The following is a 17,021-nucleotide window of genomic DNA, read 5'->3' on the forward strand; positions in this document are numbered from 1 at the left end:
AGGCAATTGAGCTGGATTCCAATTCGATAAGCAAAATTTATTCTTTATCTTAAGATCTTGAATAAACTCAAAACTCATGGCAAATTACAATCTGAAAATCAATGGGAAGTCCCACACCGTAGATGTCGATGATGATACTCCACTCTTGTGGGTTCTTCGGGATAACTTGGGACTGGTAGGCACCAAATTTAGCTGTGGAATCGCCCAATGCGGGGCTTGCACGGTACACATCAATGGCAATGCTACTTTTTCCTGCCTGACACCGGTTTCCAGTATCGGAAATGCAGAAGTATTGACGATTGAGGGCCTTTCCGAGGAGGGGGATCACCCTGTTCAAAAAGCTTGGGCAGAAGTGGACGTTGCTCAGTGTGGCTATTGCCAGGCTGGTCAAATCATGACTGCTGTGGCTTTATTAAAAAGCAATCCAAATCCCAATATGGAGGAAATTGACAATGCGATGAATCGAAATATCTGTCGCTGTGGTACCTATCATAAGATTCGCGAAGCTGTCGCCCTAGCCGCTAAAACCAAATAATCATGACAACACTTACAAAAGCAAGCAGAAGGGACTTCCTCAAAATTGCGGGATCCTCAGTCGGTGGATTAGTCATCGGATTTAGCTGGTTTAGCTGCGATTCTCCTAAGATGGAGGTACTCAGCACAGAGGAAATTCTTTCTCAAGCCAAATCATTCAACAGTTATTTATCCATTTCACCTTCCGGAGATGTAGTGATTTATTCTCCAAATCCAGAATTGGGACAAAATATCAAAACCTCATTTCCAATGGTTGTGGCGGAAGAATTGGATGCGGACTGGGAGAAAGTTCGGGTACTCCAAGCCAATCTGGACACCGAAAAATACGACCGCCAACTGACCGGTGGATCCGGTGCAATGCCGCATAGCTGGGAAAGACTGAGAAAAGCCGGAGCAACTGCCAAATTTGTTTTGGTGGCGGCGGCTGCTAAAGCCTGGAATGTAAATGCCTCAGAGATCACGGTGGAGAAAGGGATTATTTCTCACAAAGGATCGGGAAAAAGTGGTCATTTCGGCGAATTCGTAGCCGAAGCTGCTACAATGACAGCCCCTGAGGAGGTGACATTAAAGGATAAAAAGGATTTCAAAATCATTGGAACATCAGTGAAAAATGTGGATTCCAAAGAAATGTACACCGGTAAGCCAATGTATGGACTGGATTTCTACCGCGAGGGAATGCTGCATGCCATGATTCAGCGAGCTCCTTTTGGAATGAAAATTAAGGCTGTAGATGATTCGGCAGCGAGAGGTGTATCAGGAGTAAAAGACGTCGTCACTTTTGGAACAAGTGTGGCTGTAGTCGGTGAATCCACCTGGCCACTGTTGAAGGCGAAGAAGTTACTTCGAATAGATTATGAGCCGGATGGAGCAGTAGAAAGTACGGCAGATCATGACCGGATTTTTGCGGACTTAATGTTGAATGGAAAACCGGACGTGAAGCGGAAAGACGGAAATTTTGATGCTGCATTTAAAGGTGCTGCTCAAGTTGTGACCGCAGAATATCAATGTCCTTTCATTGCTCATTCTCCAATGGAACCTGAGAACTTTTTTGCTCATGTGAAGGGGGACAAAGTCGAACTCATCGGCCCAACCCAAACTCCGGATCGTGCCAGACAGGCAACTGCCCAACTTTTAGGTATTCCTTTAGAAAATATCACAGTAGAAATTACACGCTTGGGCGGTGGATTCGGCAGAAGACTACGAGCAGATTATGTAGAAGAAGCTGTGGAAGTTTCCCGAGCAATGAATGCACCTGTAAAAGTTACCTGGAGCCGTGAAGATGAATTGACTGGTGGTGCTTATCGTCCGGCTGTTAGATACCGATTTGAAGCAGGCTTGGATGCCTCTGGGAATATGATTGCCTACAAACTTCGTGGAGTCGGAATGAATGCAGGAAACTGTACCCGTGAAAATAACTTCCCCTCCGGAGCAGTGGCCAATGTTCTAATTGAAAGCATTGAACACAAGTCAAGCATCACCACTAATGCCTGGAGAGCACCGATCACGAATTTCTTGGCTTATGCCGAGCAAAGTTTCTTGGATGAAGTAGCGCTTGCCGCCGGAAAAGATCCTGTCCAGTTCCGATTGGATTTATTACAGCAAGCCAAAACTTCACCTGTAGGGGGAGAGTTGGGATATGATGTAGACCGGATGATTGGTGTGGTGAAAGCTGCCGCTGAGAAATCCAATTGGGGAAAAGATCCGAATGTGAAACAAGGCTTTAGCGTCTACTATTCTCACAGATCGTATGTCGCTCAGGTGGCAGACATTGCGATGGAGGGAGGAACCCCTGTACTCAAAAAGGTAACTGCCGTCACCGACTGCGGAATGGTGGTGAATCCAATCGGAGCTAACCACCAAGTTCGCGGCGGAATTGTGGATGGAATGGGTCATGCGATGTACGGGAATCTGACCTTCGAAAATGGGGTTCCAAAGCAGAAAAACTTTGATTCTTACCGTTTGATTCGAATGAAGGAAGTTCCGGAGATAGATACGCACTTCTTGGATACAGGCTTTGATCCAACTGGTTTGGGTGAGCCCGCTTTGCCACCTACAGGGGGAGCGATAGCGAATGCTATTTTCTCTGCCACAGGCAGAAGACTGAGAAGTCAGCCATTTATCGAGCAAAAAGAATTCTCTGATATTAAGCTGGAAATTAGAAGAGCCTAAGATTGAAAAATTGGAAGATTGAAAAATTTAAAAATTGATTCGATTTTATGAGTATCCGCAATCTTTCACGTACTAAAAAGTGAGGGTTTGAAGCTTAATTTGAGGAGATTCCCTCCGCCGCGGCGGAGGGCTAGGGGGATTTTTTCCTCAGGTTAATTCGAAAAATTCCTACAACGTGCAACATTCCGTAGAGTCATATTCGATTTTATTGAATCCCTGAAATAAATAAAGCCTCTAAATTTAATTTAGAGGCTTTATTTATTAAGTGGGAACAATCAACTTGGCTAATTTTTCAATTTTCCAATATTCAAATATTTCAATTAATCTTCTCAGCTTCAACTTTCAAAATTTCATTTTCATCATTCTTACAGGATTCAATAAAATCTGAAATTGCCTGATTTTTAGCCTGACCGTTTTTCAACAAAACCCCCACCGAAAGAAGGACACCGATTCGGGTTCCTGTCTTTTTTGAAGCAGTACCAAAAAGCGGCTCTAATTCATCATAGGTGACATCTTCAGCAAATTCCCGGATTGAATTCATTGCGGTTTCCAATTTTTCACCGGAGAGATTGGTCAGTTTTTTGCCGATTTGTTGAATCTCATTCAAGGCAGATCGCTGACTCTGGGCTTGTGTCGAGGTTTGGGGCTTAGGCTGATTTTGGGCTGGAGTTTCCGTATTCTGTTTAGCCCAAGTATCTTTCAAACCTACCGTTTTGTTAAATACCAGTTTTCCATCCGAGGAATCCAAATCCAAGGTAAAGTATCCCAATCGCTGGAACTGATACTTTTCATCCAAGGTTGCATTGGCCAAAAAAGGCTCGAGATATGCTTCATTGATACTATTCAGAGAGTTGGGGTTCATGAATTCCATGAAATTCTTTTCCTCATGCGAATCCGGCGCTTCTTCCAAAAACAAGCGATCGTATTCCCGAACCACAGCCTTAATCGCATGTGCAATAGAAACCCAATGAAGCGTTCCTTTTACTTTTCGCTGACTGGCCTCGGATCCGCTTCCGGATCGGGATTCAGGATCATAGGTACAGTGGATCTCAAGGATATTTCCAGCTTCATCCTTTACTACAGACTCCGCTTTGATGAAATAAGCACTTTTCAGCCGAACTTCATTTCCTAAGGAAAGGCGGAAGAAATTTTTACCTCCGTCTTCTTTGAAATCTTCCCGCTCAATATATAATTCTCTGGAAAAAGGCACCTCATGAGTTCCTGAATCAGCTTGTTCAGGATTATTTTCCATATCAAGGAATTCAACCTTCCCTTCAGGGTAATTGGAAATGACCAATTTTACCGGATTCAATACCGCCATCACACGGGTGGCGGTTTTATTCAAATCTTCGCGGATACAAAATTCCAGCAAGGAGACATCGGTCACATTGTCCCGCTTGGCAATACCTGCCAAATCACTGAATTTACGAATTGAAGTAGGAGTGTAACCTCTTCGCCTCAAGCCGGAAATAGTTGGCATGCGGGGATCATCCCAACCCGCTACCGCTTTGTTTTGTACCAGTTCGAGCAGCTTTCGCTTACTCATTACAGTATAGCTCAGATTGCGGCGCGCAAACTCCCGTTGCTTCGGTCTCAGTAGCTTCGAATCATAGATCTGATCGATGTACCAATCGTAAAGTTCCCGATGAGCTTTGAATTCCAAGGTACAAAGCGAATGAGAAACCTGCTCGATATAATCTGACTCGCCATGTGCCCAATCGTACATTGGATAGATACACCATTTATTTCCGGTTCGGTGGTGATGTGCGTTGATGATTCGATACAAAATCGGATCCCGCATGTGCATGTTAGGGGATGACATGTCGATTTTGGCACGCAGAACATAACTTCCAGCCGCGAATTCCCCATTTTTCATTCGCTCAAACAAATCCAAACTCTCTGAACTAGGGCGATTACGATAAGGACTTGCAGTACCGACTGTAGTCGGGGTACCTTTTTGGGCTGCAATCTGTTCTGAGGTCTGCTCATCTACATAGGCTTTGTCTTCCTTGATCAACTGAACAGCCCAGTTGTGAAGCTGCTGAAAGTAATCAGAAGCATAGCATTCATTGGCCCAACGAAAACCCAACCAAGCAATATCCCGCTTGATGGCGTCCACGTATTCCTGTTCCTCTTTGGAAGGATTGGTGTCATCAAAGCGGAGGTTGACCGGAGCATTGTACTTTTCTCCTAAACCAAAATTCAGACAAATAGATGCTGCATGTCCGATGTGTAGGTAGCCGTTAGGTTCGGGAGGAAATCGAAAGCGAAGTTTTTCTTGGGGAAAACCATTCGCTAAGTCTTCCTCGATGATATGTTCAATAAAATTCAGTGATTCTGTCATAGCCTAAAATTCAAGGCCAAAATTAGTCCAATTGGTAGGAATTGCAACCAAAAAACGAACGAGACAATATTAGAAAAAAGATCCAAGACATAAGACACAAGAAACAGAATAGGACAACCGATTCTAGACAAAGTCATTGCGACTTTATTATGTTTCTAATTTTTATGACACTAAAGTCTTACATCTAAAGTCTAATATCTAGCGTCTAAATTTCGTCCATCTCACGGCTTGGCCAATAAGCTCCGATTAATTTAATTTTTTGATTTACCTGGTCGATTTCAAAAGTCATTTCCATTTCATCCCGGGCTTTTTCATGAATTGCCAAACAAGCATTGAAATGAACCAAGTCAAAATCCAAAGTCAGTTTTCCCGCCGTCGAGGAGGAGAAGTGTGGAGAGCCCTTCAGTTTCACTTTTTCAGAAACCGCTCCATCTTTTTTGAAATAGTAGGACAAAAAAATACCCAGATCTTTTTCTTTTTCCATTAAAATGGCTTTCAGTTCATTTTCAGGAAAATCAGTGTTGGGAAAATCAAAAGTCCAGGATTCTTGCATGGGTTTTAAAGATAGAAAGATGAAAGTTACATAAATCTGTAAGTGATTCGTGAGAGAATAGCTTATTTTTAAGCCATGCAATACCCCATTTATCTTGATTACAACGCCACAACGCCCTGTCTACCCGAGGTCATTGAGGCAATGTTGCCGTACTTCGGAACACACTTAGGTAACGCTGCCAGCAAAAGTCATCCTTACGGTTGGGTAGCGGAAAATGCTGTGGAAGAGGCTCGGGAAAAAATAGCGAATCTGATTGGGGCCAAATCCAAAGAAATCATTTTCACTTCAGGGGCTACTGAGGCAATAAATTTGGGAATCAAAGGAACGTTTGATGCCTACCTTGGGGAAAAGCAGCATTACATCACTTGCAAAACGGAGCACAAGGCGGTTTTGGACACCTTTGCCGAATTGCAAAAAAGAGGCGCTGAACTCACTTACCTTGAAGTGAATTCCAAAGGAGAAATAAGTCTGGACGAACTGGAAAAAGCCATTCTTCCAAACACCAAACTAATCTGCCTGATGTGGGCTAATAATGAGACGGGAATTATCCATCCGGTGGAAAAAATTTTCAAACTGGCCGAGAAGAGAAATGTTATTTTTTTCACAGATGCAGTTCAGGCAGCAGGAAAAATACCTGTTTTCACCAAAGGGATTCACCTGATGGCGATTTCTGCGCATAAGCTCTATGGGCCGAAAGGAGTAGGAGCATTGTACGTTCGACATAATCATGATATGCCCAAACCTCTGTGTCAAATCCATGGCGGAGGACATGAGAAAGGAATGCGGAGCGGTACGCTCAATGTTCCGGGAATTGTAGGTTTTGGAGCCGCAGCTCAAGTACGAATGAACGAGATGAAACTGGAGGGAGAGCGATTGAAAACCCTTCGAAATAAGCTGGAAAAAGAACTTTTAGAGATCGCCGAAACCAAACTGAACGGAAGTCAGGAAAACCGTTTGTCCCATGTCACCAACATCGCTTTTGGTGGAGTGGAAGGAGAGGAGTTGCTCAGAAGAGTCAATCAGAAAGTTGCTGTGAGTTCGGGTTCGGCCTGTACTTCAATTTCACCCAAACCCAGCCATGTGTTAGCAGCAATGGGTTTAAATTCAGATTTAGGAAGGGCATCGATTCGCTTTAGTTTGGGAAAGGGAACCACTGAAAAAGACATTGAGGATGCGGTTAGTTGGGTGAAAAAGGTGGTTGTAGAGTTGCGGAATTCTTGAGATTCAGGTTAGTCGACTCATTAATCCCCAATTGGAAGGTTCCGGAATTTTCGATTTGAGGTCGGGTAGCCAAGATGGATGTCAGATGAATCTTCAAAACAGTTGTTTTAGTGTTTTTTTCAAATGTTAATGCGACTTTACTTGAATAAATATGGATATCATAAATTTAGATTTCAAAACATAGACTATTCTAAACTTTTAAAAATCAGTATATTCAACTATGGAAACTGAAAGGGAACCAAATACCGTCGAAGAACCGAAAGCTGCTTACGGCTTGTATTCCTACGCCGATTATTTGACTTGGCAGTTTGAAGAAGTAGTAGAGTTGATAAAAGGTAAAATTTTCAAGAAAGCGGCGGCGGCACCAAACCGAATTCATCAAAAAGTATCTGTAAAGTTAGTATCTAGACTTTATGTTTTCTTGGAAGGAAAGAAATGTCAAGTCTATGATGCTCCATTTGATGTCCGGTTTCCAAAAGGGTCTAAAGAAGATCACAAAATTCACGATGTAGTGCAACCGGATATCTGTGTGATTTGCGATCCCGAAAAGCTGGACGATCGGGGATGCATCGGAGCGCCAGATTTAATTGTGGAGATCCTTTCTCCGGGAAACAGCAAGACCGAACTCAAACTTAAATATGAGCTTTACGAATCACACGGTGTCCGAGAATATTGGATCATCCATCCCGAAAATCAGAATGTGCTGATTTATACGCTTATAAATGGAAAATATGTTCCCTCAGGTTTGCTGACTTCAGGTGATGTGGTCGAATCGACTGCTATTGAAGGGTTTAAACTGGACCTGGAGGAATTTTTTGGGGATATAGAATAGTTTCATGCTTTAATTTTTCAATTTTCAAATCTTTCAATTTTTCAATTGTAGCAAATCCTCCTCAGTATCTATATCTATTTTCCCTTTCGGAAATGGTATACTCACCAAATCCTCCTGGTGAGCCTGTGCAATTTTCTTTGCCCCTTCGTCACCTTTGAGTCCCATCAATTCCTTAAAATAGGCTTTTCCAAATAGAATCGGTACCCCAACAGTCTTTGAATACCCACAGGCTACGATCCCTTTTCCTTCTTTCGCCTGAGTAGCGATCAACTTGTTTAGAATCTTCGCATCTACAAAAGGCTGATCACACAGCATGATGATGACCTGATCCGGTTGGTCAAATTTGAGCATATACTCCAAGCCAATTTTAAGACTGGAAGACATCCCTTTTTCGTAGTGAGGATTGGGGATATTTGGAATGCTGGAACCTGGAAATGTCTTCTTGATTTCATCCCGGTTTGCACCGAGGACAAGCACTCGTTTATGGGCTTCACAGCCATTTGCAGCATCTATTGCGAGCTGAAGCAAGGTTTTATCCTTGTATTTAGCGATTTGCTTCGGGTAGCCAAGCCTGCTTGATTCTCCGGCTGCCAATATGATAATTCCAGTCTTCATCTCAGATTTTTTCGTGTATAGGTCCCGGTTTTTCCCGGAGGAAAATAGGCTGTTTTTTGTTCAATACTGCTTTGATCTCAGCCAAAACGGAAAGCGCAATTTCCTCGGATGTTTCAGCTCCGATTTCAATTCCGACAGGAGCGTATAAATTATCGGTATGAACTTGAATTCCTTTAGTTTCCAACCTTTGAATCAGCTTTTCGGTTTTGCGCTTCGGACCCAAAATTCCGATGTAAGGAATCATGCAAGTCAGTAATTTCTCCAAGATAATCACTTCATATTCAAAATTATGAGTCATGAGGAGTGCGACTGTGTTTGGATCTGTTTCGATTTGTTCAATCACTTCTTCAGCAGGACCTTGAAGGATTTTCGTGGCAGAAGGGAATCGTGTCTGATTTGCGAGATTTTTTCTTCCATCAATCAAAATCAACTCTAGTCCTAAAATATCAGCCATTTTGGCCAAGGGCACCGTATCATTTCCTGCGCCAAAAAGTAAAACCCGAATCGGAGGCTTAATCAATTCAAAAAAAACTGAAACTTGCTGATATTTTGAATAGGACTTAATGACATTTTGCGGAGCATCGAGATCAATGATTTCTTTTTCTAGTACCTGTCTAAAATCCGCATGAACTTTGGATAAACTTCCAACGTCATGGTTTCCTTTTTTCAAATAGATCGTTCCGATCTGCTCTGATTTGGAATTGGGGACCGAAAAAAGGGTCAATAGAAGTGAAATTTCTCGGTCAGAAAATGCTTTTTTGATCAATTCAATGGGATTTTCCGGATTGATGAAGTCAATCGGTTCAATCAAGACATGGATGATTCCATTGCATCCCAGACCCACACCGAATTTCTGATCGTCTTCATCGGTAGTATCATAAGTAACAAGCATGGATTTCTGCTGAAAAATCACTGCTTGGGCTTTGCGCAACGCATCGCCTTCCAGACAACCGCCACTGATTGCACCGGTAAGACTGCCTTCCTGAGTCACCAGCATTCGCGCTCCCGGTCGGCGATAGGCCGAGCCATCCACTTGTACAACCGTTGCCAAGGCGACCGGTTGATTTTCGGTTTTGCAGACTTCGTAGGCCTGAATGATCTGCTGAAGTTCTTTCATTTACTGCATCCGGAGTTTGTTGGTAAGCTCAAGCTTTTCTTTTCGCAAAGAAAACCAAACTGAAAAGAAAGCTGAAATAACCAGATACCCGACAAAAATGTAAACCGAACCAGGCAAAAACTTATTCAATTCAAACCAATCTCCTGAATTCACTACGAAGTACAGCGCATAAGCTACCTTGAGCAATTCCCAGGCCCATGCATTCGGATTGCGATCCATCAGTTCGGTATAGGCAAAAACTGTCAAAAAGACAAATCCACCATAATAAAATATACCAGGCGCACCGATAGTTGCCAGATTTCCAAATAAATAACTAAGCAAAAAAAGGAGTGCAATCAATTGACCAAAACTCCAAATCAACATCCCTTTGGTAAGTTGTGGATTGTATTTTTCGAAGTGATATACATCCTCGATCTTGTTCACCGGATAGTTTTTAGCAACATCGGCTGGTCTCCAACCCAAAGGCATAAACCAGATTTTAAGTTTATCAACCCACTTTTCAGCTCTCCAAGCATCTTTGATCAATAGCCAGAGATGCATAAAGTTGATCTTGATCGGATTCCAGGTTTGGACCGGACGTGTTACCCCATATACGGCAGGAATTTCTTCCTTTTCTTCTTGATAGGTATTGAATATTTTATCCCAAATGATGAAAATCTGTCCGTAATTTTTATCCAAGTACTCGGGGTTAATCGCATGATGAACTCGATGGTGGGAGGGGGTGACAATGATTTTCTCCAAAAAACCCATCCGCTTAATATGCTGAGTATGATACCAAAACTGAGCAAAAAGATGAAGCGGGGCTACAATGGCGATAACTTGTGGGGGTACACCCAAAATTGCAGCAGGAATCAAAAAAATACCGAAAATCTTAACTATTGAAGAAATGCTTTGTCGCAGGGCGCAGGCCAGATTAAACTCCTCGCTGCTGTGGTGGATGATGTGGTTGTTCCAAAAAAGATTGTATTCATGTGAAATCCGATGTGTCCAATATCCGGCAAAGTCAAGTGCTATAAACGCAATCACATAAGTAACCCAAGTCGCTTCAAACTGTACCAGTTCGAATTGATTCACCATCCATTCATAAGAGATGACAATCAGACTGAGCCCCAAGACATCCTTGGTGACATTGGTCATTCCCGAACTCAGGCTGGAAATCATGTCGTTCAATGGAACAGTGTCATTTCCTTTCCAGATTCCATAAAACTTTTCAAACAATACCAGCACAAAAAATGCAGGCATGGCAATCAGTAGAATTTGTCCGTAAGCTTCCATTGGGTTTATCGTTCGCAGGTTAAACTTAAAGATTAACCTGATTCAAATCAAAAAGATATTCCAAAACAGAAAAAATGGGCCTGTTAAAAGGAATATATTGACTTTGGTCAAAGCCAGTGACTTTTATGTGCTAGGTTAATTACTTGTGCCTGCGAATTAACATGTAGTTTTTGGTATATGTTTGCGATATGCTTACGAATTGTCAGTGTTGAAATTTCCAGTTCAACTGAAATTCTTTTTGCATCCCAGCCGTTTATTAGGTGTCGAAGAACTTCTTTTTCGCGTTCAGTGAGTAATTCTGGCAATTCAATTTTGGAAGATTTTGAGACCATATTTGTCCTGCTAAGTAATTGGAGCGTCTTTCGGGCGATCCCCGGACTCATCGGTGCCCCACCGAATTCAATGACATTCTGTACCGATTGTAAAATATTATCCGAAGGTTCATGCTTAAGCAAATAACCCGAAGCACCGGCTTGGATTGCTTCAAATATATTCTCCTCATCATCGAACACCGTTAAAACCAAGAAATGAATTTGCGGATATAGTGCTTTACCGATCCGAATAGCTTCTATGCCATTCATTATAGGCATTTCAATATCCATAAAAACCACCTGAGGTAAATTCCCATGGTGCAATGCTTCCAATTCGGAAAGGGCGGATTTTCCGTTATCAGCAATGAACATCATTTTCAAGGCAATATTCCCCTCGGTCTTCAATCGGAAACTTCTTACGTTAACAGGATTGTCTTCTACGAGTGCGATACGATAAACTTCCATGGTTCAAAATTCTGTGGAAAAAACAGGATGGGCTATAATCAATTTGCAGTAGGTTCTATCCGAACCGATGTACCTGTGTCTCCAATAATCCCTTGCCATGAAATACTCCATCCTGAAGTTTTTGCGCGTTTTTTCATGTTTTCCAGTCCATTTCCAGATAAATTGGTTGTATCAGAGTTTATGCCTCTGCCATCATCCTTTACCTCAACTGACCAGGATTGGTGACATTTGAGTGAAATCGTGATCAGCTTACAATCACTGTGCCTCAGAGCATTATTGATCGCCTCTTGAAGAATTCGAAACAGGTTAAATGCTTCAGCCGATGGCAATGTCTTGTCTTCCATGATTTCTTCGTAAAAGTTGATCTGAATTTTCGGATAGGAAGAATTTAATCGCTGAAGGTAAAGTTTGAGTCGGTCGCTGAGGGCAGTAAGTCTAAGTGAGTCATTTTTCAATGCCCAAATAGTGTCATTCAATTCGCTGATCATTGACCGGGAATTGAGTTGAAGTTCTCGTAAGGCTGTTTTACCCAAGTCATCCAAATGATCAGATTTAATATATTCAAGGTTTGAGGTGATGGAAGCGGCAAAAGCTCCCAAATTATCATGAAGATCAGATGAGATTCGTTTTCGCTCTTGTTCTTTGGCTTCCAAAATCAACTTTTTACCTTTAAATTTTTCTTCTTCCTGAAATTTCACCCGCTGAATTTTTTCTTGTCTTTTAGAAAAAACTATCCATAAAGCAGCCAAAAGGATGAAAATTGCCATTGTTGCCAACGTTCCGTAGACGAGTCGCTGTCTTCGGATCAGGTCAAGCTGTTGCTGTATGATCGTGTTTTCCTTCTGCTGCAACTCATATTGTGTTTGAAGTTCAGCTAGGGCCCGTTCTGAATTTATAGTATAAAAGACATCTTTTGCTTTGATGATCTGTTCGAGCGTCTCCTGATACTTTTGCAAGTTGCCGGATGCCTTGTATGCTTTAGCCAAAGCCTCAAAATAAATTAATCGTAGATTTATGGAGTTTGTGAATGTGTTGGAGTCCAAAGTATTCGGGTCAGGCATTGTTCCTTCCAAAATATTGTTGGCCAGATTTATGACCTTTTCATTTTGACCGGATTTTAAATAAAAATTGAGAAGGGCCTCCTTATCATCTGCATATAAATTTTGATCACCGGTGAGTTTCCTTGCTTCAAGAAGTTCAATCAGTGCATGTTCAGCTTCTATCAGATCACCTCTTTTCAATGCCAATTCTGATTTTCGCTGTAGGGCTGTCGAATAAATGGGCAGATTATTCACTTCTTTGCTCAATTCCACTCCCCTGTTGATGTAAAAAACGGCGGAATCCTCTTTTTCAAGTTGGATAAAAGCATTGGCCTTATTGATCAAAATAGAGGCTTTGGCAGTTTGAAAATCCAAGCCTAGACCCAAGTTGGTTTCTGCTTTTTTAATCCAAGTAAGTGCTTCTTCTGGGTAATTTCTGGCAAGTGCGATTGAGGCGATTGAATTCTGGTTTATGGATAGGTTAAGCAGATCCCCGATTGATTCTGCTTCCTTCACCAATTGGTAAAGAATATCCAAAGCTCCGAGGTAGTCCATGCGTCCCCCTTTGGAAATGGCTTTCAGTCTCATCAATTTAAAATAACCCTCGCTAGTCGCTTTGTTGTCAAACGCTAGCCTCGGAAGCACTCCGTCTATCAGAACAACCGCACTATCCAGCCAACCCCAACGGTAATAATCCTGGGCTTTTGCGAATGCTCCCAATGAGATAAGCGAGTCATTTTTTGTCTGTAGCGCAAGGCTATAAGCCTCATAGGCATATTTGTCAAGGGTATCCCGGGGAATGTTATAATGGACTTCGCACAGGGCAAGGATGGCGTTTAATCGTTCTAAATCTGTTTTTGCCTGATAGATTTTGGTTCGTAGGGAGTTCAATTCTACGGATTGACCGAAGGTCATACACGTGACAATGGTGAAAAAAAAACAGTATATCAGTCGCTTACCCATGGATTAAAAATAGCATTTTTCGCTTCTTCTACTCCAAATTGAGTATTTTTTTCGGGATTTCATGAGACCAATTTTGAATGCTTCAAAGCCTGAAGTTTTTCCAAAATTCAAACTACACAGCCATGAAAAATCTACAATCCATTTTATTGCTTTTTGGAATATTTATATTCCTTTTTTCCTGTAAAGACCCTGAAGAAATAGATCCTACGGTTCCGATTTCGGAAAATCCAATCCGTCCTCCAAAGGGAATTGTAAAAACAAATCTCATCGGAAGGGTGATCGATGAGCAAAACAATCCATTGGTAGGAGCTATTGTCCAGGCAGGCGGACGACAAACGGCGACAGACGTCAATGGGATCTACACTTTTTCGGATGTATCCATTGACGGAGACCGGGGCTACATCGAAGTCAGCAAAGCCGGATATTTTGACGGGCATCGAGTAGTGGAGCCTTATCGGGATAAGCTTTCCCAAGTTCCGACGCTCCGGTTAATTGAAAAGAAATCTATCGGCACCATAAGCGCTGCTTCCGGCGGAAAAGTCGGAATATCCGGAGGGATCCAGGTGGAGCTTCCTGCAAACGCCGTGGAGAATTATTCGGGGCAAATCAATGTGGTGGCATCCTATATCAATCCAACGTCTCACGATTTCATAGCGAGAGTGCCAGGAGACCTCATAGCTGAAAATGCTCAGGGAAAAATTGGGATTTTAGAATCCTATGGAATGGCTCACATTGAGCTATTGGACAATTCAGGAAAAGAACTCAAAATCAAAGCAAGTTCAAAGGCGATTTTAACACTTCCCATTCCTCCATCTATGGTTGCTAAAGCACCTGCTTCGATGGAGATGTGGTTTTTTGACGAGGCGAAGGGAATATGGAAAGAAGAAGGAAAAGGAACCAAACAGGGGAGTGTTTATGTAGGGGAGGTATCCCACTTTTCAGTCTGGAATTTTGACAAATGGAATCCTTTCCGCTTTATACCTACGACCATCAAGTGGCTTTTTGATTACCTGCTAGGAACGACAAGTCCGGACGGAAATCCCGATATGCTTACAGATCTGTTAAAAGAAATGGAAGGAGGGAAAAAGGGGATGTCAGTGCATGTGACACGAAAAAGTACCGGTTCCACCGTTTACCATCGGAACCTTACCTATCCATCAAAAACCTCCAAAAATCCCTTTTCCGCCGATTTTACGGAAGATATCAGACTACCTGACGGCTTGGATGGACAGGAAAAACTTGTCGTGAAGATCTATCCACTTCAGCCGGGTGGCCCTGAATATCCCGTCAATGAACGCTACACCCCCGTGCCGGGTGAAACACCAGTACCTATGCCTGAATTCGTTCAATCGGATGATTTTGAAAAAGTCGAAAAAGAATATGACGCAGATTTCACCAAAGCTCCCACATCAAAAATCGAAGTGATAATTCCTCCTGTAACTCCTGTAGATGGCAAAGGTGCTTACATCATCAATGTGAACGGAAAAACCGTCAATTGTGATAAAAATGCCCTGAGACAGGGCTATGCCTATGCGAGCCTGAGAAGTGGAAATAAAGTACTTGCCTCGGCCTATGCACCGATATTCAATGACGGCTTGTTTACGATCAATTATTTCATGAAGCAAAAAGGCCCTGATCTGGTCAATAATGTGGTATTGACGATCTATGATGTGCAATCCGGTAAAAAAAGTAAGGACATCCAAATTTCTGTAAATCCTTCATTGCCCTACCAATTCAAGGAGAATATTTCAGTCTGCAATGAGCCCAATGATCCGGGTAACCAAACTCCGACCAAAATTTTCACAGGTTCAATAACAATTTCCACTACACAGCAACTTCAGGCTTTTATCGACTCGGCTTACACTGAAGTAGGAAGCTTGAGTTTAAGTACTGCAGCTATTAAAGACCTAGGTGGAATTTCTTCTCTCAAAAAAATAGGTACACTTTTTATCGGTCAGACAAATATCGAAACGCTAGGTGGACTGGCTGAAGTTGAAGAAATCACACAAGCCATTCGGTTTCAGAATAATGGTAATCTGAGAAATATTGGTTTCCCTAAACTTATTACCAAAAACATGGCAGGCGGTCTGTACATTAATACCAATCCCAGCTTACAATCTATCACTTTCCCCAATTTGGAGGAAATAGGTTCAAACGGGCAGGAATTTAGTATCTATCTAAATGCATCTCTTTCCTCGATCTCTATGCCCAAGTTCCGGTCAATTACTAATGCCAGCCAATTCACGCTATCAAACACGCTGTTGAAAAATTTGGACTTTTTGGCAAACGTCACTGGGAATCCTTCGGGCTATTTGGTACTTGATGCAAATAATGAGCTAATCAATTTGAACGGAATTCAAAAAATTGTTCCACAAAGAGGGGTATGGATTAGAAACAACAAAAAACTCGAAACTCTAAATGGGGCTGGTTTGAATGTTCAAGATTTGTATTATACCGTTATTCAAGACAATCCCGAGTTAAAAGATATTTCAGCAATCACTTCAAAAATTAAATCAGGGTTTCAGATTTTGATCAACCGGAATCCAAAGATCGAATCCATCACCTTCACAAACTTAGAAAGGCTTGTCGATTTTTCGGGAATCAATATATCAGTATCACCCGGCTTGAAAATCTTGGATTTACCTAAATTGAAGGAAATTCAGGGTTTTTTTATTATCGATGATGCCAAAGCACTGACTTCTGTCAATGCTCCAATATTGGAAAAAATCTCCCATCGACTTTATTTTGCAACACTTTATTCTTTGGAAGCCTTGGATTTCCCTGAACTCAAGGATGCACTTAGCTTGGAGTTTTACCATACCCAAGGTTTGAAATCGCTGAATGGCTTTAACAAACTCGAAAAATTGAGCGGAACTTTTTCTGTCAATCTTGCTGCAACTCCGGTTCCCAACCTCGCTTCGATCAATGGATTAAACAGTCTAAAAACTGCCCAAGCCATCTTGATTAATGATGATCAAAATGGTTCGAAGCTTTTGGAAATTAAAGGGTTTAAAGCACTAACGGACATTCAGTCGGTCTTCTCTCTAACTCGCTTGGGAAAATTAAGCGATGTAAGTGGATTTGCCAATCTGACCACCGTAGGTCAGGATTTTACAATTCTTCTCACTTCTTTGCCAAAAATGCATGCTTTCGCTAAGCTCAACAGGGTAGGTACCGGCGCAAGCGGAACCTTAACTCTTCATAACAACAGCGAATTAACAGACTTGGATGGATTTAATGCCCTAAAAACATGCAGTCAACTTTCGATAAACTCCAATCCCAAACTGACTCAAATTAATGGTCTTTCAGGACTAGAAAAAATTGCTTTGGGAATTAGTATCACCTCCAATAAATTACTCAATACGCTTAATGGTCTGGCTAATTGGACTGGAGCAACTGTGAATGTTTCCGTATCAAGCAATGAGAGCCTTTCGGATCTTTGCGGACTGACAAAAATTGCCAAAGAAGGCACAATCACTAATTACTCTGTTAGTTCTAATTCCTACAATCCAACCCTTGCCCAGCTAAAGGATGGAAACTGTAAAAAATAGTTGGCTTGAGTTTGAAAGTAAAAACCGTCTC

Annotated in this window: 12 protein-coding genes; 5 read left to right on the top strand and 7 right to left on the bottom strand. The window is 42.0% G+C overall.

Features of this window, described 5'->3' with window-relative positions; all coding sequences use genetic code 11:
* The first annotated feature begins 76 nt into the window (after positions 1 to 76).
* Positions 77 to 535: a (2Fe-2S)-binding protein gene (locus BLQ81_RS15915; protein WP_092731945.1), complete on the top strand. Its 459-nt coding sequence runs from the start codon at positions 77 to 79 to the stop codon at positions 533 to 535.
* A 2-nt stretch (positions 536 to 537) separates the two neighbouring features.
* A complete protein-coding gene (locus tag BLQ81_RS15920; protein ID WP_092731948.1) occupies positions 538 to 2,703 on the top strand; it encodes a xanthine dehydrogenase family protein molybdopterin-binding subunit in 2,166 nt (721 codons plus the stop codon).
* Between the two features lie 316 nt (positions 2,704 to 3,019).
* Here BLQ81_RS15920 and BLQ81_RS15925 read toward each other — a convergent pair whose 3' ends face one another.
* The gene (locus tag BLQ81_RS15925; RefSeq protein WP_092731951.1) at positions 3,020 to 5,047 is read right to left on the bottom strand and encodes a glutamine--tRNA ligase/YqeY domain fusion protein; all 2,028 of its coding nucleotides are present in this window, start codon (positions 5,045 to 5,047) and stop codon (positions 3,020 to 3,022) included.
* Positions 5,048 to 5,252: 205 nt separating this feature from the next.
* On the bottom strand, positions 5,253 to 5,600 hold the full coding sequence (locus BLQ81_RS15930; protein ID WP_092731954.1) for a hypothetical protein: 348 nt from the start codon (positions 5,598 to 5,600) through the stop codon (positions 5,253 to 5,255).
* 75 nt (positions 5,601 to 5,675) lie between these two features.
* Between BLQ81_RS15930 and BLQ81_RS15935 the strand changes: the two genes are divergently transcribed.
* Positions 5,676 to 6,821 carry a cysteine desulfurase family protein gene (locus BLQ81_RS15935; RefSeq protein ID WP_092731956.1) on the top strand — a complete coding sequence of 382 codons (1,146 nt, stop codon included), beginning with the start codon at positions 5,676 to 5,678 and terminating at the stop codon, positions 6,819 to 6,821.
* A gap of 220 nt (positions 6,822 to 7,041) precedes the next feature.
* Positions 7,042 to 7,653 (top strand): Uma2 family endonuclease, encoded by a 612-nt coding sequence (locus tag BLQ81_RS15940; RefSeq protein WP_092731959.1) that lies wholly within the window; start codon positions 7,042 to 7,044, stop codon positions 7,651 to 7,653.
* A gap of 33 nt (positions 7,654 to 7,686) precedes the next feature.
* Here the strand turns inward: BLQ81_RS15940 and BLQ81_RS15945 are convergent, their stop codons facing one another.
* From BLQ81_RS15945 to BLQ81_RS15965, 5 genes are all read right to left on the bottom strand, one after another.
* The gene (locus BLQ81_RS15945) at positions 7,687 to 8,268 is read right to left on the bottom strand and encodes a nucleotidyltransferase family protein (RefSeq protein WP_092731962.1); all 582 of its coding nucleotides are present in this window, start codon (positions 8,266 to 8,268) and stop codon (positions 7,687 to 7,689) included.
* 1 nt (position 8,269) lies between these two features.
* Positions 8,270 to 9,385, bottom strand: coding sequence for an XdhC family protein (locus tag BLQ81_RS15950; protein ID WP_092731965.1), 1,116 nt, complete (start codon positions 9,383 to 9,385; stop codon positions 8,270 to 8,272).
* Complete coding sequence (locus BLQ81_RS15955) at positions 9,386 to 10,660, bottom strand: sterol desaturase family protein (RefSeq protein WP_092731968.1); 1,275 nt, start codon at positions 10,658 to 10,660, stop codon at positions 9,386 to 9,388. It abuts the gene before it with no gap.
* Positions 10,661 to 10,767: 107 nt separating this feature from the next.
* Positions 10,768 to 11,436 (bottom strand): response regulator transcription factor, encoded by a 669-nt coding sequence (locus tag BLQ81_RS15960; RefSeq protein ID WP_092731971.1) that lies wholly within the window; start codon positions 11,434 to 11,436, stop codon positions 10,768 to 10,770.
* 38 nt (positions 11,437 to 11,474) lie between these two features.
* A complete protein-coding gene (locus BLQ81_RS15965) occupies positions 11,475 to 13,367 on the bottom strand; it encodes a tetratricopeptide repeat-containing sensor histidine kinase (protein WP_175454253.1) in 1,893 nt (630 codons plus the stop codon).
* Between the two features lie 194 nt (positions 13,368 to 13,561).
* Between BLQ81_RS15965 and BLQ81_RS15970 the strand changes: the two genes are divergently transcribed.
* Positions 13,562 to 16,990, top strand: a complete 3,429-nt coding sequence (locus BLQ81_RS15970; RefSeq protein WP_139183651.1) for a hypothetical protein — start codon at positions 13,562 to 13,564, stop codon at positions 16,988 to 16,990.
* The last annotated feature ends 31 nt before the right edge of the window (positions 16,991 to 17,021 follow it).

Origin of the sequence: Algoriphagus alkaliphilus (assembly GCF_900103735.1) — a bacterium.
Lineage (GTDB): Bacteria > Bacteroidota > Bacteroidia > Cytophagales > Cyclobacteriaceae > Algoriphagus > Algoriphagus alkaliphilus.